Below are 24,367 nucleotides of genomic sequence, written 5' to 3' on the forward strand. Positions count from 1 at the left end.
TTTTCAGGGATGAAAGATAGGTGTGCCGGTACTGAAATTGAGTGACTCCAATGCGTGCAACCGGTCGTATTTCAGCTCATTCATTTTTAGCACATTATTTCTATAGGCATCATACAGGTCAATAAATTCGAGCAGACCGATATTATGCAGGCGGAAATTTTTCTCTACCTCATTCATCATGGTGGTATACTCGTTTTCAAAGCCCGGATCAAACTCACCTACCAGCTGTTCTGTTCTCAGCGCCTGCTGGTAGCTGTTCATGACTTCATGCGCCAGTTGATCTTCCTGTCCTTCCAGTTGCAGTTTGCTGCTTTCCAGCGACACTTTGGCTATTTTGATATTTCCCTGGTTACGGTTAAAGAATGGTAATGGCATCGATACATTCAACCCGTTATAGTTGCGTTCAAAGTTGCCCTGTTTATCATAGGCGAAGCCCACCTGGAGATCCGGCACGGCCATCGATTTCTGCAACCGCAGGTTCAGGTTATTATAGTTAACGGTTTCCTGTGCAATTTTCAGGTCGTAGCGGTTGGCCCTTGCGGTGTCCAGCAGCGACTGAAAATTTTGTTGCGCTGCCAGGGGTTTATCGCTCATCCCTTCCGGTAAAACCGGCTGTATCACGGTACCCGCCGGCACACGGATCAGCAGGGCCAGGTCGGATTGTGTTTCCTGGATATCCTGTTGCAGGGCGAGGTGATCATGTTGCAGATCGTACAGCATGGATTTGATACGCACAATTTCTTTTGGCGCAATATTTCCCAGTTCTTTCTGCGCGGTAAATACCGTGACTACGGTTTGCAGAAAAGCAATCTGGCTGGCAAATGTCTGCAACGAACGTTGCTTATAATAAAGGTCGTAGAAATTGTCATGGAGCGAAAAGCGCAGGGTACGCAGCAGGTCATAAAACTGGTATTCACTCATCTTCACCCCGCTCTGGGCCAGTTTCACGGCCTTATTCCGCTTGCCCGCCAGCTTAAACAGCTGCTCTGCCTGAAAGGTATTCTGACTTTCATAGGAGAAATCAAACCACTTTTTGGTGGTGTGATTGTACAGGGCATTTTCAAAGGTCACCTGTGGATTATCCCACAACTTAGCGGTGATAATACCGGCTTTGGCAGAATCAATGTTGTAACGCTGCGTAAGTAAGGGAATACTTTTTTGAAGGAGCAATTGTTCTGCGTCGGGCAGGGAAAGCCTCAGCGTATCGCTGGTCTGTGCAGATGCGGACATCCGGAACAGCGCAGCGAACAGTACAAGATAGGTGCTCAGTGCTAATCTAAGGATCATACAACTTTTTTTTCGTTGCAAAGATGGCACTGCCCTATTAGCTGTCTATTAGAATGAAGTTAAAACGAAATTAGAATTTATGAGCGGGGGTAAAGAAAATATTGAAAGTAGTTCCCTGTCCCAGTACACTGCTCACCGTAGCAGTAGCCTTGTGCAGGTGCAGGATCTTCTGGGTCATGGATAACCCGATCCCATAACCGTCGAAGTTATGGGCATTATCTGCACGGTAAAGCGGCATAAAGATCTTCTCTGTATCTGCCGCATCAATCCCGATACCACGATCGCTTACAGAAAGCACCATTCCGCTGTCGGTATAGGAAAGCTGGCAATCAACATCACGGTTATACGAAAATTTAAACGCGTTCCGGATAATGTTCTGCAAAGCCAGCAGCATCAGGGAGCGGTTACCCCGGATACATAACAGGGAAGCATCTTCCGGCAGGCCGATGAGTTTTACATGCAGCCGCAGCGAAGGAGTTTTATGCCGCCAGTATTCGGCCATTTCCCACAGCAATTCATCCATCCGGATCAGTTCACTGTTGGCATCGGTAAGATTGGCATCTACCCGGGTCAGCTGTAACAGGCCATCCGTAATGATCTTAAGCTTTTCCGATTCTACCAGCAAGGTACCCAGCGTTTGAATATATTCTTCCCTGCTACGTGTATTCTGCATCGTTACTTCTATTTCGCCGATAATGGTGGTCAGCGGGGTACGCAGTTCATGCGAGGCATTGGATACAAAAGACCGCTGCATATCAAAGGCCTGTTCCAGGTGTTGTAACAGTCCGTTGAAATTAGTGGCCAGTTCATCGATCTCGTCTTTATTCCGTCCCTGCTGCACGCGCATATGCAGGTTATTGGACCGGATCTTCTGCACCTGCCGGTTAATACTTTTGATTGGTCCCAACGCTCTGCTGGCGTACCATTGCCCCATAATAAAGGTGATCAGCAATGCAATAAAAAACATCACAATCAGTATCCACAATAAATAGTTCAGTTGCTGAATGCCGGCCATATTCCTTGCGGTAACAATCACCACAAAATCACCCTGGTTATCAGGATAGTAAATACCCAGCCCGGATTCTTCCTGGAAACGGAAGCGGTACACTTCTTTATGACGGATGGTTTCCAGCAACGATACCGGCCAGTTATATCTTGTTTTCTCTATAAATACGGCCTGGTTGTGCTGATCGTAGATATTGCTGGACTCATCGGGTATGCGTTCCCGGTAGGTCTTTTCTATTTCGAGGAACTTCTTTTTGGTCAGCTCATCTTTCTCCAGGTACACCTGGGCAGTTACCAATGCACGCATCTGCAGCAGCTTATAAAAGCTGTTCTGGATGTATTGTGCAGACAACAGGTAAATCAGTATAAATACGATGGTGAGAATGATACCTGATATCAGCGTAAACTGCAGCGATAAGCGGTGCCGGATCTTCATAAGCTATTTCTGTTTCATCACGTAACCCATGCCTACTACAGTATGGATCAGCTTTTCGCCGGTAAAGCCTTTTTCTATTTTATTCCGGAGATAGTTAACATAGACGTCAATGGTATTGGTACCGGTATCGAATTCAAGTCCCCAGACCGCTTCCGAAATCAGGGCGCGTGACAATACCTTACCGGTATTGCGGAGCAGTAGCTCCAGCAAGGCGTATTCCTTTGCAGTAAGCACAATCTCCTGACCTTCCCGGTTGGCCGTTTTGGTATTGGTATTCAGCTGGAGATCCGCAAAAGTAAGAATGGACTGTTCCTGGTGAAAATGACTCTTTCGTCTGGACAATGCGTTGACCCGCGCAATGAGTTCCGAGAAATGAAAAGGTTTGGCCAGATAATCATCAGCCCCGGCATTCAGCCCTTCTACAATATCCTGGGTGGCATTCAGGGCAGTGAGCATTAAAATAGGCGTGCTCACTTCCAGCGTACGCAGGTTTTTACATACAGTTGTTCCGTTGATACCGGGCAGCATCAGGTCCAGCAGGATCAGGTCATAGTCCTGTTCCAAAGCTGCCTGCTGACCGGCAAGTCCGTCTGTAAACACTTCCACCTGGTGGTGATGTTCTTCCAGCCCTCTTTTGATAAAGGCGCCCACTTTTATTTCATCCTCTATAACCAGTATTTTCATATCTGCATTATTATAAGCAATAACCACGCAAAAGTAGGAATGTTTACGCTGGAGCTCATTAAAGTAGGATTAAAATCAAGCGGCACATGGACAATTTAGCAATATCTGTTAGCTTTGCTGCAACCTAAATCGGCAACCGGATCATGCATTTACCTGTTTTAAGTACCAGTCACCTGGTGCTGAGACCCATAGAAGACAAAGATACCGCCGCCCTGTTCAGGCACTTTTCAAAGGATGCGGTCACTAAATATATGGACATTGATTCCTTTTCCAATATCAGTGAAGCTTCGCATATCATCCAGTTTTTCAGGGAAAGTCTTGAAAAGGAAGAAGGCATGCGTTGGGCCATCACGTTTAAAGAGAAAGAAGAAGAACTGCTGGGCACCTGCGGTTATCACAAGATCAGTAAGGTTCATTTCAAAGCAGAAATCGGCTACGACCTGCACCCGGATTACTGGGGGAAGGGAATTATGAAAGAAGCCATCAGCGCCATGCTCAGCTATGGCTACGAGGAACTGCAGTACAACCGCATTGAAGCTTTCGTGGACCCGGAAAACATCGCCTCTTCCAAACTGTTGTCCAGTCTGGGTTTCCGCTATGAGGGATTTCTCAGAGACGCCTTCTTTGAAAAAGGAAAATTTGTAAACGCAGAACTATACAGTCTTTTAAGACAGGAACATACCCGGGAATCCATTTTTTAATTTCTATTTATGACAAGTTTGCAATTCAGACATGCAACAGAAGAAGACCTGCCACGGATCGTTGAGATCTATAACAGTACAATAGCCGGCAGAATGGTCACGGCAGACACTTCACCGGTAACTGTAGAAAGCCGCCTGGCCTGGTTTCATGCACACAATACCGATCATCGTCCGCTCTGGATGATAGATTTTGAAGGCAATAATGCAGGCTGGATGAGCTTTCAATCATTTTATGGGCGTCCGGCCTACAATGCTACGGTAGAAGTAAGTATTTACCTGGCGGAAAGTGCGCGTGGAAAAGGATTGGGGAAAGCGATACTGCAGCATGCCATCGCGGTAGCACCTTCATTCGGTGTGCAAACACTGCTGGGTTTCATCTTTGCACACAATGAGCCCAGTCTGAAACTCTTCATGAATATGGGTTTTGAAGAATGGGCACATCTGCCGGAAATCGCGGTACTCGATGGCGTAGAAAGAAGCCTGAAGATCCTGGGTAAAAAGATTTAACTACAATATTCCTTCAGTTTCCAGGTATATTTTTGAACTATAAATCAGGAAATTATGTGGTGGATTTATGCGTTGTTATCCGCTTTTTTTGCGGCATTAACGGCTATACTGGCAAAGATCGGGGTAGCCGATATTCCTTCCAACCTGGCCACGGCTATACGAACCATCGTGATACTGGTGCTGGCTTGGGCCATTGTTTTTGCCCGGGGAGAATATAAAACATTAGGCGCAGTATCCAGACACGGCTTACTTTTTCTTGTTTTATCCGGCATCGCTACCGGTTGCTCCTGGATCTTTTATTTCAAAGCGCTGCAGGTAGGAAAAGTGTCGCAGGTAGCACCGGTCGATAAACTCAGTGTAGCCCTCACCATTGTACTTTCCGCCATTTTCCTCCAGGAAGCAATTACCTGGAAAACCGCTATCGGCGCAGGGCTGATCATCGCCGGTACGCTGGTACTGATCCTGAAATAAAGCTGTATGTCACAGCCACAGCAACCATGAAAGAGATGTTAGATAAAATAACCATTGCCACCATTCATCAATATGCCGCTGAATCAGAACAGCTGCAAACCCTTCATCCTGCGTGGCTGGAAATGGCCTGGGAAAAAGGATGGTTTAAATTATTTGTACCCGAAGTATATGGGGGTCCGGGGAAAACACTACCGGAAATATTAAAACTGGAAGAGGCCATTGCAGCCGCAGATGGAAGTTTGGGCTGGACTGTGACGCTTTGCAGCGGTGCCGGATGGTTTGCAGGCTTCCTCGATCCGGAGCTTGCCCATACCTTATTCGCTGATCCAAAAGTATGTTTCGCCGGTAGCGGCGAAATAGGCGGAACAGCGACCCGTTACGAAGATCACTACCTCGTGAACGGTACCTGGCGCTATGCCAGCGGTGCATTGCATGCCACGGTGTTTACTGCCAACTGCACCTTATTGCTCCCCGACGGTACTCCTGTATTGGATGATGCCGGCCAGCCGGAAGTTGTTTCTTTTATTTTACGGAAAGAAGAAGTAAATATTATACCCGGATGGTCTTATGTAGGCATGGTGGCTACCGGCAGCCATGCTTTTGAAGCCATACAGGTAAAAGTGCCGTTGAACCGCACATTCCGGATCAATGAGGAGATCCGTGTAAGCAGTCCCGGGTTTGACTATCCCTTCCTCCAACTGGCGGAAACCACACTGGCCGTGAACAGCGCCGGGATGGGGCAACATTTCCTGGCCCTGGTGGAAGCCACTTTCCGGAAAAGGTCCGGGCAAAAAAAGTATACGCCGGAACAGGTGCTGGCTTTTGAGGCGCTGCTGGAAAATAGTGTACAGTCCTTACAGCATGCCAGAACAGCTTTCTATACAGCGTTTGAGGATTCGTGGGAAACGTTGTTGGCGCAACAGGAGATACCGGCGGTGTTGCTGGAAAAGGTAAGCGCCACCAGCAGGCAGCTTGCACATACGGCGAGGGAGCTTTGTGATACATTGTATCCTTACTGCGGACTGGAAGCCGCCAGGAAAGAAACGGAGATCAACCGGGTGTGGCGGGATATTCATACGGCCAGTCAGCATGCCCTGCTCACTTTTGCCTAAAGGGCCGGGAACAGTGATCAATGGCCGCACTGACCCCGGATCACAGCGCTACTTCTACCATAGATAACAGCTATCTTACAGGGATGGGTTATATGGCGCCGAACTATATTTTGGATAGGGCTTAACTACGGCTAGGCCCTTTAGTTGACCATAAAAAAAGTCCGTCTCGCAATGAGACGGACCTCCACTATCTTATATAATAACTTATGCTGATTCGATCTTATAAACACAACGGCGGGCGCCGTTGATAATGTGTTCCATCCGGGAAACGTTCATTTTCTCCCCCAGAATACTGACGAAGGTGCGCATTTCGGAGGTGCAGATGTTATCGCATTCCGTGGCGGCGCAACAGATAGGGCAGTGATTCTCTATAAAATAATAGGTATCTCCTTCCTTTTTCCATTCTGCCAGGTAGCCTTCCCCGGAACGGATGGCGGCAAACGAGGTGAGCCTGTTTTCCAGACCGGCCACTCCTTCGAGGGCGCTGTTGTATTTTTCCAGCTGATTTTTCTCCCGGGCGTTTACAACATTATCGAGCGCTTCCTTACCCAGTACATTCTTAATGGTCTGGATCAATTGGCGGGTGAGTTCGGTATGTGTATCGGGGAAACGGGCATTACCCAGGGGGGTAAGACTCCATATTAAAACAGGGCGGCCAACGCCCTTGGAAGCACTTTCTGAATGCACCAATCCTTCTTCTGCCAGTTTCAGCAATTGAAGCCTGGCCCCTTCTCCGGTAATACCCAATTCGTTGGCCAGTTCAGCTGCGGACAGCGGTCCCCGGGTCTTGATCAGTGTCAAAAACCGTCCGGCAGCATTCTTGGTTCGTGTTGGATAATTTTCCAAGTTCTTACTTGTTTTATTCTCAAATATCGGTATTTTTGTGAAAGCTAAAAAAAAGATTTTGGGATTTTGGTGCTTGTGAGAAGACTTTCATCAAAACTTAATCTCACAATCACTTATATCTCTAAAAGTTAAATATTAATGAACGTCCTGATATTTAATGGTGCAATAGATGATCGTCCGTATGCCACTTCTAACCAGCTGGCGGCATATCTGACAGAACAACTGAAAGAGAAGGGTTTCTCCCCGGAGATTTTCAGTCTGGGTAACACTGACATTCCCTTTTTCTCCCTCGCCACGGCAGGACAAAAACCACCGGCAGTAGATGCTATGGTAAAAGCGTTCACGAAGGCTGATCTTCATATATGGATGACACCATTATATCATGGCAGTATGACGGGCGCCATGAAAAATTGTCTGGACTGGCTGGAGATGACAAGTAAGAACCAACGTCCTTATTTAACAGGAAAGGTTGTAGCTTTGCTGTCCTGGGCGGACGGCACCCAGGCCATGCAGGGAATAAATGCAATGGATGCAGTGGCCAAGGCGTTAAGGGCATGGGTATTACCCTACTCCCTGCCAATTTTGAAAGACAACCTGTATGACCCGGAGACCCGCGGGTTCACTACATTCTATAAAAACAAACTGGATACCATGGTGCAGTTACTGTGTGCGGCAAAATCGCATGTTGTAGCTGGTATTGAAGGATAAATCGGAAGGTAAGGCCGGGAAACCGGTAAATAGCTAATCAAAACAAATTCTGAGTATGATAACCGTTTCAGAAAAAGCAGGAGAATATATCAAAGCGCTGATGGAGAAAGAACATCATGCGCCAGGCACCTTTGTGCGTGTAGGCGTGAAGGGTGGTGGCTGCTCAGGTCTCGAATATGTGATGAAATTTGAAGCAACAGAAGAAGAAGGCGACCAGGTTTTTGAAGATAAAGGCGTAAAAGTAGTAGTACAGATGAAAAGCCTGTTGTACCTGTATGGTACAGAACTGGACTATTCTGATGGACTCAACGGAAAAGGCCTCTACTTCAACAATCCAAATGCAACCAGAACGTGTAGCTGCGGCGAAAGCTTTGCGGTTTAAATATTAAACTTGTATGATCAACAGTAACGAAATAATTGATGATATAGCCAATAAGGAGTATGAGTTTGGCTTTAGCACCGATATTGAAATGGATATGGCTCCTCCGGGGCTCAATGAAGATATCATCCGTTTTATTTCGGCGAAGAAAAATGAACCTGAATGGCTGCTCGAATGGCGCCTGAAAGGATTTGCCGCGTTTAAGAAAATGGAATTCCCCAAATGGCAGCATTTTGAAATGCCGGAATTAGACCTCCAGGCCCTTTCCTATTATGCCGCCCCTAAAAAGAAAGTACAGCTCAACAGCCTGGATGAAGTAGATCCGGAACTGCTGGCCACTTTCGCCAAACTGGGTATTCCCCTGAATGAACAGAAAGCCCTCACCGGTGTGGCCGTAGATGCGGTATTCGACAGCGTATCCGTTGCCACCACTTTCAAAGGAAAACTGAAAGAAATGGGTGTGATCTTCTGCTCCTTCGGTGAAGCAGTACAGGAACATCCTGACCTGGTAAAAAAATACCTGGGTAGTGTTGTACCTCACACGGACAATATCTTTGCTGCCCTTAATGCTGCCGTTTTCTCCGACGGATCTTTCGTTTACATTCCCAAAGGCGTACGCTGCCCGATGGAACTGAGCACTTACTTCCGTATCAATGCCCAGAACACCGGCCAGTTTGAACGTACCCTGATCATTGCAGACGACAACAGTTATGTGAGCTATCTCGAAGGCTGCACTGCCCCCATGCGTGATGAAAATCAGCTGCATGCGGCCGTAGTAGAGCTTGTAGCGATGGAACATGCAGAAATAAAATATTCTACCGTTCAAAACTGGTATCCCGGTGATAAAGACGGTAAAGGTGGTATCTATAACTTCGTGACCAAAAGAGGTATCTGCAAAGGCACTGCCAGCAAGATCTCCTGGACACAGGTAGAAACCGGCTCCGCTATCACCTGGAAATACCCAAGCGTAATCCTCCAGGGTGATCATTCTGAAGGCGAATTTTACTCCGTAGCAGTGGTTCGTAACAAACAGATCGCTGATACCGGTACCAAGATCCACCACATCGGTAAAGGCACCAAAAGCCGTATCATCTCCAAAGGTATCTCCGCCGGTCGTGGCGATAACAGCTACCGCGGTCTGGTATCGGTGGGTCCACGCGCAGACAATGCCCGTAACTTTACCCAGTGCGATTCCCTCCTGATCGGTAACCAATGCGGTTCCCACACGTTCCCATATATCGAATCCAGGAACAAAACAGCGATGATCGAACACGAAGCCACCACTTCGAAAATCGGGGAAGACCAGATCTTCTACCTGAATCAGAGAGGTATCGACAGCGAAAAAACAGTAGCCCTCATCGTAAATGGTTACGTGAAGGAAGTACTGAACCAGCTGCCGATGGAATTCGCAGTAGAAGCACAGAAATTATTATCTATTACATTGGAAGGAAGCGTTGGATAATTCATTATCCAGCTAATACATACAGAACGAAATAAAACAATCATGCTGACGATTAAAAATCTGCACGCAGAAGTAGAAGGGAAAAAAATTCTGAAAGGCATTAATCTCGAAATAAACAAAGGAGAGATGCACGCTATCATGGGACCTAACGGTTCCGGCAAAAGCTCATTGGCTTCTGTTCTGGCGGGACGTGATAACTACACTGTCACCGAAGGTGAAGTTTGGTTCAACGGCAAAAATCTGCTGGATATGGCTCCGGAAGATCGCGCCCGCGAAGGTGTTTTCCTCGCTTTTCAGTACCCCGTAGAAATTCCAGGTGTTTCTAACCTCAACTTCCTCAAAACTGCCCTGAACGAAATCAGAGCGTATAAAGGCCTTCCTGCCCTCGAAGCAAGAGAGTTCCTGAAGCTGACCAAGGAAAAACAACAACTGGTTGACTTCCACTCCAACCTCATGAACCGTTCCCTCAACGAAGGATTCAGCGGTGGAGAAAAGAAACGTAATGAAATTTTCCAACTGGCGATGCTGGACCCTCAACTGGCTATCCTGGATGAAACAGATTCCGGACTGGATATCGATGCCCTCCGTATTGTTTCAAATGGTGTAAACAAATTACGCGATGGAGAAAAATCCTTCGTAGTGATTACCCACTATCAACGCCTGCTGGAGTACATTATACCTGACTTCGTGCATGTATTGTACAACGGCCGTATCATCAAAACCGGTACCAAAGAACTCGCACTGGAACTGGAAGAAAGAGGATATGACTGGTTGAAAGAGGAATTACATTTGAAAGAATCTGTATAAAAAGAACTATGACAAGCGATATGATATTGCCATTTTACCAGGCGTTAACTGAAGATGTAAATGCGCTGTCGGCACAGGTTCCGGCCCTCGCTACAGACACGCTGCAGGACATCCGCCGCAAAGCCCTGGAGCGCTTTTCAACGATAGGCCTGCCTACGCTGAAAACGGAAGCATGGCGCTACACGAATATTCAGCGCTACCTGAAAGAGTTTCCTTATGAACTGCTCACCACCGCTGCTGCTGTTGCAGAAGACGTAGTGAACAGCACTGCCATACCTGAACTGGACTGCTACCGCGTTGTGCTGGTAAACGGTCACCTGCAGGCGGACCAGTCTACCCTTCCGGAAGGTAAAGGTATCACCATTGGCGCCATGAGTGCCAATACTACCGCTACCGGTTTTGTGACTTATTTCAATGAACAACAACACCTGGCCGCTGAATCAATGGCCCAGCTTAATACCGCCCTCTTCGCTGACGGACTGTATATAGAACTGGCTGCCAATACCGTGGTCGATAAACCCATACATGTAGTAAACGTTTACTCCTGTACTGCGCACGCCTTCATTCAACCCCGCCACCTGTGGGTGCTGAACAGAAACGCGGCAGCTACCATCATTGAAACGTCTATCCACCCGGAAACCGCTACCATTGCATTCGCCAACAGCGTACTGGAAACCGTAGTGATGGAAAACGCAGAACTCTGGCATTACAACATCCAGCAGGGAGCCGAAAGCTTCCGGGAAGTACATACCACTGCGGCACAACAACATAAAGACAGCCGTTACCACCATTTTAATTTCACCCTGCCCAACACCCCGTTCACCCGTAACAACCTGAGCGTGGCCCTGAAAGGCAGTCATACCGAAACTAATCTGAACGGTTTATATATTGCCAGTAAACACCAGCATGTCGATAACCATACCTTTATGGATCACATCATGCCGGACTGCAACAGTAATGAACTGTACAAAGGCGTACTGCTGGATAGCTCCAACGGGGTATTCACCGGTAAAATCCTTGTACACCAGGAAGCGCAGAAAACAAATGCTTTCCAGCAGAACAACAACCTCCTGCTCGGTACCAAAGCGGATATCAATTCCCAGCCACAACTGGAAATTTATGCCGACGACGTAAAGTGCAGCCATGGTTTTACTGCCGGTCAGTTCAGTGAAGAGTCCATGTTCTACCTCCGCTCCCGCGGCATAGGTGAAGATGCGGCAAAAGCACTGATGGTAAACGCCTTCTCCCACGACATTACAGACGCGGTAAAGGTACCTGCCCTGCAACATTTCCTGCAGGAGCAGATTGCGGAGATCATGAATAACTAATTTTACGATGGAACATGTTGCTCACATAATAACCGAAGGCCTGGACATAACGCAGATCAGAAAGGATTTTCCTATCCTGCAGCAACAGGTACATGGTAAGCCGCTGGTTTACTTCGACAACGGAGCCACCACGCAGAAACCACAGGTAGTAATAGATGCGGAAGCCCGCTATTACGAAGAATATAACAGCAATGTGCACCGTGGTGTGCATCACCTGAGCCAGGTAGCCACCAACGCCTACGAGAAAGCCCGCATCACTGTTGCCGGCTATATCAACGCAGCAGACCCGCATGAAGTCATTTTCACCAGCGGAACTACCGCCAGCATCAACCTGGTAGCCAGCACCATGAGCCGCCGTTTCCTCAAAGCAGGCGACAGCGTGATCATTTCTGCCATGGAACACCATAGTAATATAGTGCCCTGGCAAATGGCCTGCGAAGATAGCGGCGCCACCCTCAAAGTAATCCCGATCAATGAACGGGGTGAACTGAAGATGGATACCTTTGAAGCCATGCTCGATGATTCCGTTAAAATTGTATCGGTTACCTATGTGTCCAATACCATGGGCACCGTGAACCCGGTACAGGATATCATTGCACTGGCCCATGCCCGCAACATACCGGTACTGCTGGATGCCGCCCAGGCTATTCAGCACATCAGTATCGATGTACAGGCGCTCGACGTGGATTTCCTCGCTTTCTCCGGCCATAAGATATATGGACCAACGGGAACAGGTATACTCTACGGCAAAAAAGAATGGCTCAATAAACTGCCCCCTTACCAGGGTGGCGGCGATATGATCAAAACCGTTACTTTCGAAAAAACGATCTATAACGAACTGCCGTACAAATTCGAAGCAGGTACCCCGAACATCGCCGGCGGCATCGCCCTGGGTACTGCTATTGAATACCTGCAGCAAACCGGCATCTCCAAAATCCAGCAATGGGAAGAAGAGCTGATGGAATACGCTATGCAGGAGCTACGTAAGATCGATGGGATCCGCTTTATCGGGGATGCGGCGGAAAGAAGCGGCGCTATCTCTTTCCTGGTACACAACATTCACCCGTTTGATATGGGTGAACTGCTGGACCAGCAAGGCATTGCCGTAAGAACCGGGCATCACTGCACCGAACCACTGATGGATCTGTTCCAGATCCCCGGTACCGTTCGTGCATCCCTCTCTTTTTATAATACCAAGGAAGAAATAGACAAACTGGTAGCCGGCATTAAAAGAGCCGCTTCCATGCTTTTGTAAACAGGTGAATATGACGATTCAGGAAATACAGGAAGAAATAATATCCGATTTTTCGGTGATGGGCAGCTGGGAAGATAAATATGAATATATCATCCAGCTGGGTAAGGAATTACCGCTCATCGCAGAAGAATTCAAAACACCGGATAATCTGATCAAAGGGTGCCAGTCGCGCGTGTGGCTGCATACAGAACTGAAAGACGGGAAACTCATTTTCACCGCTGATAGCGATGCCGTCATCACCAAAGGATTGGTAAGCCTGATGATTTATGTACTCTCCGGTCATACACCACAGGAAATCGCTTCCGCAGAGATCTATTTCATTGATGCTATCGGATTGAGCAGCCATCTCTCCCCCACCCGTTCCAACGGGTTGCTGAGTATGCTCAAACAGATGAAGCTGTACGCCATCGCCTACCAGGCTAAAATTAACCAGCAATGAGTGAAGCAACATTAAGAGAACAGATAGAAGCACAGCTCAGAACCGTTTATGATCCGGAAATTCCCGTGAACATTATGGAACTCGGACTGGTATACGAAATCAAGATCAAGGAAAATAACCGCATCGGGATTGATATGACCCTCACCGCTCCGGGTTGTCCGGTAGCAGGAGATATCATCCGCGAAGTAGACGAAAAAGTAAGAAACATAGAAGGCGTCTCTGATGTGGATGTTCACCTTACCTTCGATCCACCATGGACCAAGGATATGATGAGCGAAGAAGCAAAACTGGAACTGGGCTTTATGTAAAAAATCCCCGTTTTTTTAATATTTAAAACCAAATATCAAATACACTGCGTAGTGTTGACTGATATTTGGTTTTTTATTTTATGGAATTATTTAATTTGTGCCTTAAATCCTTAATCCATTGAACCTATCCGACGAACAAGTGCTTGCTATGGCGCCCGATGAATCTTCCCGCAAATCCGGGAAGGACCTGGCCAATCCGGCTAAATGGGTCAGTAAAGGCGTCAGCGAGATAGCGTTATGGGGTGAGTGCCAGGGTAGCGGCAGTAAACCATACCAGACACAGATAGATACCGGCAACATGGCGTTCAAATGCAGTTGCCCCAGTCGTAAGTTTCCATGCAAACATGGCCTCGGCCTGTTATTATTATATGCCAGACAAAGGGCTTCTTTCCCGGAAGAAGCGCCTCCTGCCTGGGTAAGCGAATGGCTGGCCAAACGTGCAGAGAAAGAAGAGAAGAAAGCCACTACTGCCGCTGCCCCCGATAAGCAGGCCGATTCAGCTGCAGCCCAGGCAAAAAGGCAACAGGCCCGGATGCAGAAAGTAAGCGATGGCACCCATGAATTACTACGCTGGATGAAAGACCTGGTGCGCAACGGCATCATGGACATGCCGGAAAAAGATCCCTCCTTCTTTGAAAATATGATCCGCCGCATGGTAGATGCACAGGCCCCCGGCCTCGCCGCCATGATGCGCGAACTCGCAGATATCAGCTATTTCCACGACGGCTGGCAATCGATCTTCATCAACCAGCTGACCCGTATCTACCTGGTGATCCAGGGCTATCAGCATCTTGATCAGTTGCCATCCGGACTGCAGCAGGATATCCGGAGTCTTACCGGGTTTCCCGTTTCCCAGGAAGAACTGAAAGAGCAAACCGGTATTACAGATACCTGGCAGGTACTGGGAAAACAAACAACAGAAGAAGACCGCCTCGTGGTGGAACGGTACTGGCTGTACGGCGTAAACACCCAACGCCGCGCATTGATCCTGCAGTTTTTTGTACGCGGACAAAGCACCCTCGCCAATACCCTTACGCCCGGCTCCTCCATACAGGCAGAACTGGTGTACTACCCTTCTGCCGCTCCGCTGCGGGCGCTCATCAAACAACAGATGACAGTGCCGGCCAATCACAGTTTTACCGGTCAGGCCAACTGGCAGGAAGTAGTGGCTGCACAAACGGAGACCAGCAGCGTACTACCTGTGTATAACGACCAGGTATATACGATTGCGCATCTCACCCCTGTCTGGCACCAGGAACAATGGTGGCTGCAGGATAATCAACAGCAGCTGATGCCCGTGAAAAAGACCTTCCAGCATATATGGAAACTGCTCGCGCTCAGTGGTGGTGAACCACTGCATATGGCTGTTACAGGAAAAGAAACCCAGTACGAACCCATTGGCGTTTGGCATGAACAGGAATACAAAATATTATAATGGAGCACTGGAATCAACTGATCAATACTGCCCTGCTGGGTACTGCCAAAAAACCGGCCGATAGCCAGGGACTGAATGGTCCGCTGCAGGAAGCTGCCCATACCATTCTTAATAACCAGACCGATAAAGAAGAACAGTTCCTGCAACTGGCAGCGCTTATCTATAATTTCCGGCAGAGCGGTACACAACCGGTTACAGCTGTGGTGGAACCCATTGCGGTTTGCCCGCCGGAAACACGGTTGTACTGTGCACCCGCAGCGGTAAGGGTATTACAACAGGCACTGGAAACAGAGAGCATACAGCTGCTGGAGCTGTGGCTCGAATACTGTACCAAAGCAAATCTCCTGCTCCCCCCGGCGCAATTGCCGGTGATGCTCGACAAGGGCTGGCGCAATAAATCACTCCGCACGCTGGTGGCCACCGCCGGCGGACAAAGAGCCGAATGGCTGGGTCGTTTTAATCCCGACTGGAACTTTTCCCGCGTAGTAGATACCATAGAAGACCGCTGGCAAAACGGCGCCACCGCACAGCGGCTGGAGGCCCTCAAGGAATTACGGGCTACCGATCCGGCTATGGCCAGGTCCTGGCTACAGCAATCCTGGCCCAAAGAAAGCGCTACCGTGAAAGCGGAATTGCTCACCGCCCTGGAAAAACCGGCGGATCCCAACGATATTGAATGGCTCGAATCCCTGCTGAATGAGAAAAGCAAGCAGGTGAAAGAGACCGCACAACGTCTCCTGAAAAAATTACCCGGCTCCACCCTGCACGAAAAGTACTGGCAAATAGTGGCCGGCGCTATACAAATAGATGAGTACGGGCAAGTAACGGTAGCATTGCCGGAAATCACGGATGAAAGTATCTTCCAGAGCGGTATCGATAAACTCAGCCATGATAAAACCGTGTCGGATGAAACCCATATCCTCTACCAGCTCATCAGCGCGATCCATCCCGCCCGGTGGGAGGAACATTTCAACAGGAATACCGAAAGGGTGATTGCCCTGTTCCAGCAACAGGAAGGCCTGAAACCTTTTATTCCTGCACTGGTACTGGCCATTGCCACCTTCGAAGACCGGGAGCGGGCGGAGACATTTATGCATCACAGTGAGGAATTCTATATTGATGTGATCCCGATGCTGCCGCCGGACCAGCAACAGCAGTTCAGTGAGAAATTCTTTGATGAACACCCGGAATCCATCATACAATATGCGTGTGATAACCCGGAGGAATGGAGTTTATCGTTGTGTACCCGGATCTTTAAGTACGCCGCCACGCAGCCTTATACCTATAACCAGCAATTCATGAACAATCATATCCGGCAGATCCCGGTAAGTATTGCAGGTGTGCTCGACAGTATCGTGCCCACGGAGGCTTATCATACGGGCTACTGGAATAATATAAAGGTGCACCTCGGCAGGCTGCTGCAAGCCAAAAGCCAGATCAACGCCGTGGCCTTTCAATTAAAAAACGGATCAACATTTTAAAACATCTTAACTAACATACCATGTCAGAGATTTTACGTTACCACGCCGAACAGCTGTATGCACAGGAGTTGGAAGAACTGAAAAGGCAGGACACCGGGAAACGTCCGCATAACTGGTTGTTAACACCGCAGGCGGTAGTTACCTACCTGATCGGCGGGAAACTGAAAAACGGATTTGAAGTCACCCCTAAATATATCGGCAGCAAACGCCTCATGGAAATAGCAGTGGCTACGCTCGCTACCGATCGCGCCCTGTTACTCTACGGTTTACCCGGTACGGCCAAAAGCTGGGTGAGTGAACACCTGGCTGCCGCCATCAGTGGCGACTCTACCATGATCATCCAGGGTACGGCCGGCACCAGCGAGGAAAGCGTAAGATATGGCTGGAACTATGCCCGTCTCCTTGCCGAAGGCCCTTCCCGCAATGCGCTGGTGGAAACGCCGGTAATGCGTGCCATGCAGAATGGTAAGATTGCCCGCATCGAAGAACTGACCCGTATCGGTGCCGATGTACAGGATACTTTGATTACCATTCTCTCCGAAAAAACCCTTCCAATACCTGAATTAAATACAGAAGTACAGGCTACTAAAGGGTTCAATATCATTGCTACTGCGAACAACCGCGACAAAGGAGTAAATGAATTATCCAGTGCGTTGAAACGTCGCTTCAATACGGTTATCTTACCAGTACCTGACTCCATGGAAGAGGAAATTGATATTGTGAGAAGAAGGGTTGAGAGCTTTGAAAAGATCATGGAACTGCCGGCGGAAAAACCGGCCCTTGAAGAAATCCGTCGTATCGTTACCATCTTCCGCGAGTTACGGAACGGCGTAACCCTTGATGGCAAAACCAAGCTGAAATCGCCTGGTAGTACCCTGAGTACTGCGGAAGCCATTTCAGTGGTGAATAACGGACTGGCGCTGGCCGCCTATTTTGGTGACGGCACCCTGAATGCGGCAGATCTTGCTGCCGGTATTATCGGCGCGGTGGTAAAAGACCCGGTGCAGGATAAACTGGTCTGGCAGGAATACCTGGAAACGGTTGTGAAAACGAGGGAAGAATGGAAGGATGTGTACCGGGCCTGCCGGGATCTGGCGTAGCAACAATTACCCGCAAAAATAGGTAAAAAGCTGCATCTGTATGGCTCAAAAACGACTTAAAACGTGAGCCATGTGGACAAGTATTATTAATGTTTATCTTTAAATAAAAGTTGTAATAAATTGTTTTTCAATTAATTACAATAAATAGTAAGTAAATAACCCTTATTCTAAAGTTAAACTTTAAAATAAAACTACAATAAACTGTTTATCAGTGTATTAATACCGGTTTACTTAAAATCACTTTAAGTAAATTGCAAATAATGCCCTCCGGGAGATGTAAAACCGCTGATAAACCATTTATTCACTGATAATGAGCGACAAATGTCCGTACATATATTAGGTATCCGGCATCACGGACCTGGTTCTGCCAGGAATGTAAAAGCTTTTCTTGAAGAGCTGCAACCGGATATTGTGCTGATTGAAGGCCCACCGGAAGCAGACGCTTTGATTCAATGGGCAGGGCACGATGACCTGCAACCGCCCGTAGCGATCCTGGCCTACCAGCCGGACAGTCCGCACAAAGCCTGCTTTTATCCTTTTGCCGCATTCTCACCGGAATGGCAGGCCATGTTATATGCCAGGCAACAAAAGATCCATGCCCGCTTCATGGACCTCCCGCTGGCGCATGTATTCGGTATAGAAAATGAAGCCGAAGCGAAAAGGATGGCCAGTCAGCAGGCTGTAAAAGAGGGAACCACGGCGGGTGATGACAGCGACCTCCATAACGGCGGACAATTGGCGGGCCCAACATTAAATACCTCCCGGCATTCCGGGGAAGATAGCCCTTCCGGCGAAGTCTTCATCACGGAAGAAACCGACATCCTGTCCCCTTCGCCACAAGATCCTATCGCGCACCTCGCTGCGGCCGATGGTTATGACGATGGCGAAAGATGGTGGGAACATATGTTTGAATACCGGCAACAACCGGAGCAGGTATTTGAAGCCGTTCATGATGCTATGCACGCGCTCCGGGAGGAACTACCCCGCCGGTACGACCGGAAAGAGGTGCTTCGTGAAGCCTGGATGCGCAAGTGCATCCGCCAGGCCGAAAAGGAAATGTTCCAGCGGATTGCAGTGATCTGCGGCGCCTGGCATGCCCCGGCACTGCAAACCATGCCCAAACAGAAGGAGGACAACGACTTGCTTAAAGGGCTGCCCAAAGCAAAAGTGGAATGCACCTGGATCCCGTGGACGTATAGCCGCCTGAGTTATGAAAGCGGTTATGGCGCCGGCATCCCTTCACCAGGATGGTATGAGCATATCTGGGAGCATCCCGCCGACGACGGCACCCGGTGGATGGCCCTGGTAGCGAAACTTTTCCGGCAGCAACAACAGGACACATCGGTGGCGCATGTGATGGAAGCCGTGAGACTGGCTAACACACTGGCTTCTCTCCGGCACTATTCCAGACCCGGCCTGGAAGAATTAAACGAGGCTACGCTCAGTGTACTCTGCATGGGCGAAAGCATTCTCATGCAACTGATCCGCGATGAGCTTATTATCCGGAACCGGATCGGGAAAGTACCAGTGGAAGTTCCCACACCTCCGCTGCAAGCGGACATTACCCGCTGGCAGAAAAAGCTGAGGCTGCCGCAAACAGCCGATTTCAAAGACTATACGCTTGATCTGCGTAAAGACACCGACCTGGAAAGAAGCATTTTCCTGCACCGGCTGCAGTTGCTGGAAATCCACTGGGGCAAGCGCTACGAAGCGTCCGGCAAAGGCACCTTCAAGGAGCAGTGGCGCCTGCAATGGGACCCCGCCTTTTCTATTGATATCATTGAAAAAGGTAGCTGGGGAAACACCGTGGAAGAAGCAACCACCCGTTTTGTGACCGACAGTGCCAACAGTACAGGAACACTGCAACAGGTATGTAAAATGCTGGAATCCGCGATTCCGGCAGAACTGCCCGCCGTAGTGGAGGTGCTGATCCATCGTATCAACAACCTGGCCGCCGCCTCCGGAGATGTGCTGCAACTGATGGAAGTAATTCCTTCACTGGTGAGCATCAGCAGGTATGGGAATGTGCGTAAAACAGATGCCGCCCTTGTCAACGACATCACTGAAAGCATGATAAGCCGCGTCTGTATCAGCTTGCCCGCCGCCTGCACGGCGGTGGCCGATGATGCCGCACTCCCGCTGCTCGACCTGTTCTTTGCCATGAACGACGCCATTAGCCTGTTGCAACACGCCGGGCTGACCGCCAACTGGCAGGAAACCCTGCTGGCCATCTCCCGGAATCCACATTCCGCTCCCATGATCGCCGGGTATGCTACCCGCCTGCTGTTCGACAGCAAGGTCATCACCGGCAACCTCCTGGTAAAGGCGTTCAGTGTATCTATGTCCGTAGCCAACCCTCCCGCCGTGGCGGCCGCCTGGCTGGAAGGATTCCTCAGGGGCAGCGGCACCCTGCTTTTACTCGATGAGGAACTATGGAATATGGTGCATAATTGGGTTTCCCAACTGGAAAATGATATTTTCATACAGGTATTGCCGTTATTACGCCGCACCTTTTCTAACTTTACCGCCCCGGAACGGAAAAAACTGGGCGACAAAGTGAAGCATGGCGGTAATGGAACCAGTCTGAAAGCAGCTACTACAGGGGGAACCGACTATGAACGGGGAGCCAGGGGAATACCCGTAGTAATGCAATTGCTCGGATTACAGGACGCTAAACAATTATCAGATGGAGCATGAAGAACAGGTTCGCAGGTGGAGGCTCGTCCTGGGAGGCGCACAAAATGACGGTACCTCCTTTTCGTTGAATAAAACGGACCTGCAGTTAGACAAAACACTGGAAGCATTGTACGACACCACCCGCCAGGGCGGACTGGGCCCCTCATCGCCCAATGTAAGCCGCTGGCTGGGCGACATCCGGAGTTATTTCCCGGCCTCCGTGGTACAGGTGATGCAACAGGATGCCCTCAAACGGCTCAACCTTACCCAGATGCTCTTTGAAAAAGAGATGCTGGAAAACGTGGAGCCAGATGTACACCTGGTGGCTACCCTTATGACGCTGAGCCGTGTGATTCCTGAAAAAACCAAAGACACTGCCCGGCAGGTAGTGCGGAAAGTAGTGGATGAACTGATGAAAAAGCTGGCGCAGCCTACACAACAGGCTATCAGCGGCAGCCTAAACCGGAGCGCCCGCAACAGACGCCCCCGGCATAATGAAGTGAACTGGCATCTCACTATTCAGAAAAATCTGCAACACTACCAACCCACCTATAAAACTATTATCCCGGAAACACTGATCGGTTACGGCCGTAAGCGGTCGGCGCTGAAAGAAGTAGTTTTATGCCTGGATCAAAGTGGCTCAATGGGTACCTCTGTCGTTTATTCCGGTATATTTGGGGCGGTAATGGCTTCGATACCGGCACTCAAAACGCAGATGGTTGTATTTGATACCGCCGTAGCAGACCTTACCGAAGAATTGCAGGATCCGGTAGAACTGTTGTTTGGCGTACAACTGGGTGGAGGTACAGACATCCACGCCGCATTGAAATACTGTGGACAAATCATTACCCGTCCAACCGATACCGTGCTGGTGCTGATCACGGATCTGTTTGAAGGCGGTGATGAAAAAAACATGCGGAAACGTTTTACCGACCTGGCCGCCGCAGGGGTGCAGGTGATTGTACTGCTGGCGCTGAACGACGAAGGCGCTCCCAGTTATGATCACGAAAATGCACAGTTCCTGGCCAACCTGGGAATACCCGTATTTGCGTGTTCCCCGGATAAGTTTCCGGATATGATGGCCATGGCATTGAGCAAACAAGATGTTGCACAATGGGCCGCAAAAGAAGATATTGTGCTGAAAAAATAAACTGAATCTATTTATACCTTATGCCATACACAAAGGAAGCATTACTACCTCACGATGAAAAACTGAAACAACTGACTGACTATGAAAACATCTCAGACACCTTACAGACCGGGGTAGATTTCCTTACAGGGCACACCTATGAAACACCGGTATTTCCCACCGTTGAAACTGCCCGGCAAATGGGACATTTTATCTCCCTGCTGCAACTACCGGAACACTGGAATGACAATGACCGGCTCGTCCTCAAACTCATTTCACCCACGCTTACCTGGAACGCCTGCAAAGACACCTTCCTGACTACCGTCATACCCATGATGGACATGCCCGGAACTTCTTCTTCCATCGTTCTCAGGTTCAGCTATTTTACCAGCTTCCTGCAACAACGCGGCTGCACACCCGAAGAAATCGGCTCACTGCTGATCAGCTATTCGGGCGACGGCCAGAATTTTGACCTGGCGCCGCTGAAATTTACACCGATGCGTAAATTCCTGCAGGACCTGATCAAAAGTGCAGAAAGACATATCATCGATGCCTATCTCAACACCTGGCGTAAGCATGGATGGAACTCCCTTTTCTTCCGGCTCCTGGTAAAAGGTCACCCGGACCGGGAAATGGAATACCTGGAAAATATCCTGCTGCAACCCGGACATCAACCAGATCAGCAGGAAATTACCCGCGTATTACTGCAAAACAACCCGGGCAAGTATGAACCCCTGATCGAACGGTCGGCGGAACAACTGCTGCTTTCTGCCAATGAAGAAGCAGCGCTTTACCGGTATCATCACCTGGCCGGTCATCTCCCGGAAAAATACAATCCGCGTTTACTAAAAGCAGTGTACAATTACCTGGATAAACCGGAAAGTAGTCAACCAGCGGCCAAACCCGGCGCTGCTGAAAGCCCGGCAAACACCGGCATCCCTAACAACGAAAATCCGGCAGGCGCCGCCACTGCGGCCACCACGCACCGGCATATCCTCAGCACATGCACCCCTGCCGCTGTAATTGCGGTCCGTGACCTGCTGCAACTGGATGCTCCTGCCGCTGTCCCTTACCTGAAACAACTTTTTTCCAGGAAACGTGCCCTTCACCCGGAAGCTTTCCAGGTGCTGGCAGACGAACTGAAAGACAATGCCGCTCCAATGCTGCTGCAGGCACTGGAGTATGATTACGATGCCAGAACCGTATTACCGGTACTCACACAACTGAACAAATCCGGTTACCTGGATCAACTCTGGCCCTATACCCTGCATAAACTTAAATCTGTTCGTACGCTCGTTGCCGTTGCCCTCGCGGAACATCCGCAGGCCATGGAAAAAGCAGCAGCGTTGCTGGAACATAAAAAAGCAGATCAGCGCTTAACCGCCGTACAGATCCTCTGCAAACTGGAGCAACCCGCTGCGAAAGCCTTGTTGCAACAGGCGCTGCACAAGGAAGTAAACGACGATGCACGCGATCTTATGCTCGAAACACTGGGCGGACACACCCTCACCGATGAAGACGATACCATTTTGGTGAACCAGCTGGTAGGCTTCGCGAAGAAACGCCATAAGCTGAACAAGCCCGCTGAAAAATGGCTGGACGACAAAGCCCTTCCCCCACTCTACCTGCTGGACGGCTCGGTAATGACAACCGACATGATGCGCTTCCTCCTCTACCGCATGTCGAGGGTAAAGGAAGTATGCGCTGATGTGGAAGCCAAACCGCTCCTGCGCCTGATCGACAGATCCCGCAGCGGCGACTTTGCCCGTAGCCTTTATAAAGCATACGCCGACCAGGGCGGCGATCTGAAACTGAAGTATCTGATGACCATCACCGCCTTGCTGGGTGACGACCTGCTGGCAGATACCCTGCGGGAAGACATCCAGCTGTGGATCGATACCAAACGCCTCAAAATGGCGGAACATGGTGTGGGCGCACTGGCCCTGCATGGCAGCATGAAAGCGCTGCGGGAAGTGGAATTCCTGTCGCGCCGCTACAGTGTCCGGAAAGGCGTCGTAGGTGCGGCAGCGTTAGCCGCCCTGCAATTAACGGCCAACACCCGGGGCATCACCCTCGAAGAACTGGGCGACCACCTGGTACCGGATTTCGGCTTCCAGGGCCGTTACAGCCATTTCGAAGTAAAAGGAGAACGCTATCGCGCCTTCCTCGACCAGCATTTCAAACCGGCTTACCTGAATGATAAGGGGCGTCGTTTGAAAGCAATACCAGTAGCCACCTCAGGAGAGATCCGGGCACATTTCAAAGCATTGCCCAAAACCATGGCCAGCGCCATCAAACTACAGACACAACGCCTGGAACATTTCCTGGAAACAAAAAGACAATGGAGCGTCTCTCAATGGACTTCCGTTTTCCAGCAAAATCCGGTCATGTCTGTATTTGCCGGCCGACTGGTATGGGGCATCTATGATGAAGCCGGTAAACTGGTCAATTCCTTTTACTGCACGGAAGACATTACACCTACCTCGCTGACAGATGAAACCCTCGCCCTGGCGGAAAATACCCACATCAGGATCCTGCATCCTGCCGATCTGGACGCGGACACCTTACAGCTTTGGAAAAATAAATTGGCAACGCTATCTGTTTCACCGGTCTTTCCCCAATTGGAAAGACCGGTCGCTGCCTCCCCGCAGCAGGCTTATTCTGCACTGTCGCATGATTTCGGAGATATTTCCATGGAAAGCGATGTGTTTAATCAATACATGGAGGAGAAAGACTGGAAACTAAACCAGGAAGGATAGGCCGACGCGTAGTTCTTTTGAATCACAGGATTTTATTGTATTTTTTCGCTTT

General features: G+C 49.4%; 22 protein-coding genes. 18 read left to right on the top strand and 4 right to left on the bottom strand.

The genetic code is table 11. From position 1 onward, the window contains the following. Positions 1–3 precede the first annotated feature (3 nt). From BMW79_RS33225 to BMW79_RS33235, 3 genes are all read right to left on the bottom strand, one after another. Positions 4–1,287, bottom strand: a complete 1,284-nt coding sequence (locus BMW79_RS33225) for a TolC family protein (RefSeq protein ID WP_089904626.1) — start codon at positions 1,285–1,287, stop codon at positions 4–6. A 70-nt stretch (positions 1,288–1,357) separates the two neighbouring features. Then, positions 1,358–2,728 carry a sensor histidine kinase gene (locus BMW79_RS33230; protein WP_089904629.1) on the bottom strand — a complete coding sequence of 457 codons (1,371 nt, stop codon included), beginning with the start codon at positions 2,726–2,728 and terminating at the stop codon, positions 1,358–1,360. A gap of 3 nt (positions 2,729–2,731) precedes the next feature. Continuing rightward, complete coding sequence (locus BMW79_RS33235; RefSeq protein WP_089904866.1) at positions 2,732–3,412, bottom strand: response regulator transcription factor; 681 nt, start codon at positions 3,410–3,412, stop codon at positions 2,732–2,734. 143 nt (positions 3,413–3,555) lie between these two features. On the opposite strand from BMW79_RS33235, the gene BMW79_RS33240 reads away from it, so the two are divergent. From BMW79_RS33240 to BMW79_RS33255, 4 genes are read left to right on the top strand one after another with little or no spacing between them, the layout of a single operon-like run. Then, positions 3,556–4,113 carry a GNAT family N-acetyltransferase gene (locus BMW79_RS33240; RefSeq protein ID WP_089904632.1) on the top strand — a complete coding sequence of 186 codons (558 nt, stop codon included), beginning with the start codon at positions 3,556–3,558 and terminating at the stop codon, positions 4,111–4,113. Between the two features lie 9 nt (positions 4,114–4,122). Beyond that, positions 4,123–4,620, top strand: coding sequence for a GNAT family N-acetyltransferase (locus tag BMW79_RS33245; protein ID WP_245752776.1), 498 nt, complete (start codon positions 4,123–4,125; stop codon positions 4,618–4,620). Between the two features lie 54 nt (positions 4,621–4,674). Then, positions 4,675–5,091 carry an EamA family transporter gene (locus BMW79_RS33250; protein ID WP_089904635.1) on the top strand — a complete coding sequence of 139 codons (417 nt, stop codon included), beginning with the start codon at positions 4,675–4,677 and terminating at the stop codon, positions 5,089–5,091. Positions 5,092–5,117: 26 nt separating this feature from the next. Further along, on the top strand, positions 5,118–6,203 hold the full coding sequence (locus BMW79_RS33255) for an acyl-CoA dehydrogenase family protein (protein ID WP_089904638.1): 1,086 nt from the start codon (positions 5,118–5,120) through the stop codon (positions 6,201–6,203). A 204-nt stretch (positions 6,204–6,407) separates the two neighbouring features. Here BMW79_RS33255 and BMW79_RS33260 read toward each other — a convergent pair whose 3' ends face one another. Continuing rightward, complete coding sequence (locus BMW79_RS33260) at positions 6,408–7,049, bottom strand: helix-turn-helix transcriptional regulator (protein WP_089904641.1); 642 nt, start codon at positions 7,047–7,049, stop codon at positions 6,408–6,410. A gap of 138 nt (positions 7,050–7,187) precedes the next feature. Here BMW79_RS33260 and BMW79_RS33265 point away from each other — a divergent pair, with 138 nt between their 5' ends. The 14 genes from BMW79_RS33265 to BMW79_RS33330 all read left to right on the top strand — a co-directional run bounded on the left by BMW79_RS33265 (position 7,188) and on the right by BMW79_RS33330 (position 24,315). Next, complete coding sequence (locus BMW79_RS33265; RefSeq protein WP_089904645.1) at positions 7,188–7,757, top strand: NADPH-dependent FMN reductase; 570 nt, start codon at positions 7,188–7,190, stop codon at positions 7,755–7,757. A 55-nt stretch (positions 7,758–7,812) separates the two neighbouring features. Next, on the top strand, positions 7,813–8,139 hold the full coding sequence (locus tag BMW79_RS33270; protein ID WP_079467721.1) for a HesB/IscA family protein: 327 nt from the start codon (positions 7,813–7,815) through the stop codon (positions 8,137–8,139). 13 nt (positions 8,140–8,152) lie between these two features. Beyond that, a complete protein-coding gene (gene sufB, locus BMW79_RS33275) occupies positions 8,153–9,598 on the top strand; it encodes a Fe-S cluster assembly protein SufB (RefSeq protein ID WP_089904650.1) in 1,446 nt (481 codons plus the stop codon). Between the two features lie 42 nt (positions 9,599–9,640). Next, on the top strand, positions 9,641–10,405 hold the full coding sequence (gene sufC, locus BMW79_RS33280) for a Fe-S cluster assembly ATPase SufC (RefSeq protein ID WP_089904654.1): 765 nt from the start codon (positions 9,641–9,643) through the stop codon (positions 10,403–10,405). Positions 10,406–10,413: 8 nt separating this feature from the next. Then, complete coding sequence (sufD, locus tag BMW79_RS33285; protein ID WP_089904658.1) at positions 10,414–11,733, top strand: Fe-S cluster assembly protein SufD; 1,320 nt, start codon at positions 10,414–10,416, stop codon at positions 11,731–11,733. 7 nt (positions 11,734–11,740) lie between these two features. Continuing rightward, a complete protein-coding gene (locus tag BMW79_RS33290) occupies positions 11,741–12,988 on the top strand; it encodes an aminotransferase class V-fold PLP-dependent enzyme (protein WP_089904661.1) in 1,248 nt (415 codons plus the stop codon). A gap of 10 nt (positions 12,989–12,998) precedes the next feature. Next, a complete protein-coding gene (locus BMW79_RS33295; RefSeq protein WP_089904665.1) occupies positions 12,999–13,427 on the top strand; it encodes a SufE family protein in 429 nt (142 codons plus the stop codon). After that, positions 13,424–13,735 (top strand): DUF59 domain-containing protein, encoded by a 312-nt coding sequence (locus BMW79_RS33300; protein WP_089904668.1) that lies wholly within the window; start codon positions 13,424–13,426, stop codon positions 13,733–13,735. The genes BMW79_RS33295 and BMW79_RS33300 overlap by 4 nt, the downstream gene beginning before the upstream one ends. Before the next feature lie 118 nt (positions 13,736–13,853). Next, on the top strand, positions 13,854–15,170 hold the full coding sequence (locus BMW79_RS33305; RefSeq protein WP_089904671.1) for an SWIM zinc finger family protein: 1,317 nt from the start codon (positions 13,854–13,856) through the stop codon (positions 15,168–15,170). After that, positions 15,170–16,651, top strand: a complete 1,482-nt coding sequence (locus BMW79_RS33310; protein ID WP_089904674.1) for a DUF5691 domain-containing protein — start codon at positions 15,170–15,172, stop codon at positions 16,649–16,651. Before BMW79_RS33305 ends, BMW79_RS33310 begins: the two co-directional genes overlap by 1 nt. 20 nt (positions 16,652–16,671) lie before the next feature. Continuing rightward, positions 16,672–17,751 (top strand): ATP-binding protein, encoded by a 1,080-nt coding sequence (locus BMW79_RS33315; protein ID WP_089904677.1) that lies wholly within the window; start codon positions 16,672–16,674, stop codon positions 17,749–17,751. Between the two features lie 321 nt (positions 17,752–18,072). Continuing rightward, complete coding sequence (locus tag BMW79_RS33320) at positions 18,073–20,448, top strand: DUF5682 family protein (protein WP_089904680.1); 2,376 nt, start codon at positions 18,073–18,075, stop codon at positions 20,446–20,448. Beyond that, positions 20,438–21,577, top strand: a complete 1,140-nt coding sequence (locus BMW79_RS33325; RefSeq protein ID WP_089904683.1) for a VWA domain-containing protein — start codon at positions 20,438–20,440, stop codon at positions 21,575–21,577. Before BMW79_RS33320 ends, BMW79_RS33325 begins: the two co-directional genes overlap by 11 nt. 20 nt (positions 21,578–21,597) lie before the next feature. After that, a complete protein-coding gene (locus BMW79_RS33330; protein ID WP_089904686.1) occupies positions 21,598–24,315 on the top strand; it encodes a DUF4132 domain-containing protein in 2,718 nt (905 codons plus the stop codon). Positions 24,316–24,367: the final 52 nt, after the last annotated feature.

Origin of the sequence: Chitinophaga arvensicola (assembly GCF_900110835.1) — a bacterium.
Taxonomy (GTDB): domain Bacteria; phylum Bacteroidota; class Bacteroidia; order Chitinophagales; family Chitinophagaceae; genus Chitinophaga; species Chitinophaga arvensicola.

Coding starts and splice junctions, on each gene's coding strand:
- BMW79_RS33225 (WP_089904626.1), bottom strand. CDS start 1,287: ATGATCCTTAGATTAGCACTGAGCACCTATCTTGTACTGTTCGCTGCG.
- BMW79_RS33230 (WP_089904629.1), bottom strand. CDS start 2,728: ATGAAGATCCGGCACCGCTTATCGCTGCAGTTTACGCTGATATCAGGT.
- BMW79_RS33235 (WP_089904866.1), bottom strand. CDS start 3,412: ATGAAAATACTGGTTATAGAGGATGAAATAAAAGTGGGCGCCTTTATC.
- BMW79_RS33240 (WP_089904632.1), top strand. CDS start 3,556: ATGCATTTACCTGTTTTAAGTACCAGTCACCTGGTGCTGAGACCCATA.
- BMW79_RS33245 (WP_245752776.1), top strand. CDS start 4,123: ATGACAAGTTTGCAATTCAGACATGCAACAGAAGAAGACCTGCCACGG.
- BMW79_RS33250 (WP_089904635.1), top strand. CDS start 4,675: ATGTGGTGGATTTATGCGTTGTTATCCGCTTTTTTTGCGGCATTAACG.
- BMW79_RS33255 (WP_089904638.1), top strand. CDS start 5,118: ATGAAAGAGATGTTAGATAAAATAACCATTGCCACCATTCATCAATAT.
- BMW79_RS33265 (WP_089904645.1), top strand. CDS start 7,188: ATGAACGTCCTGATATTTAATGGTGCAATAGATGATCGTCCGTATGCC.
- BMW79_RS33270 (WP_079467721.1), top strand. CDS start 7,813: ATGATAACCGTTTCAGAAAAAGCAGGAGAATATATCAAAGCGCTGATG.
- sufB (WP_089904650.1), top strand. CDS start 8,153: ATGATCAACAGTAACGAAATAATTGATGATATAGCCAATAAGGAGTAT.
- sufC (WP_089904654.1), top strand. CDS start 9,641: ATGCTGACGATTAAAAATCTGCACGCAGAAGTAGAAGGGAAAAAAATT.
- sufD (WP_089904658.1), top strand. CDS start 10,414: ATGACAAGCGATATGATATTGCCATTTTACCAGGCGTTAACTGAAGAT.
- BMW79_RS33290 (WP_089904661.1), top strand. CDS start 11,741: ATGGAACATGTTGCTCACATAATAACCGAAGGCCTGGACATAACGCAG.
- BMW79_RS33295 (WP_089904665.1), top strand. CDS start 12,999: ATGACGATTCAGGAAATACAGGAAGAAATAATATCCGATTTTTCGGTG.
- BMW79_RS33300 (WP_089904668.1), top strand. CDS start 13,424: ATGAGTGAAGCAACATTAAGAGAACAGATAGAAGCACAGCTCAGAACC.
- BMW79_RS33310 (WP_089904674.1), top strand. CDS start 15,170: ATGGAGCACTGGAATCAACTGATCAATACTGCCCTGCTGGGTACTGCC.
- BMW79_RS33315 (WP_089904677.1), top strand. CDS start 16,672: ATGTCAGAGATTTTACGTTACCACGCCGAACAGCTGTATGCACAGGAG.
- BMW79_RS33320 (WP_089904680.1), top strand. CDS start 18,073: ATGTCCGTACATATATTAGGTATCCGGCATCACGGACCTGGTTCTGCC.
- BMW79_RS33325 (WP_089904683.1), top strand. CDS start 20,438: ATGGAGCATGAAGAACAGGTTCGCAGGTGGAGGCTCGTCCTGGGAGGC.
- BMW79_RS33330 (WP_089904686.1), top strand. CDS start 21,598: ATGCCATACACAAAGGAAGCATTACTACCTCACGATGAAAAACTGAAA.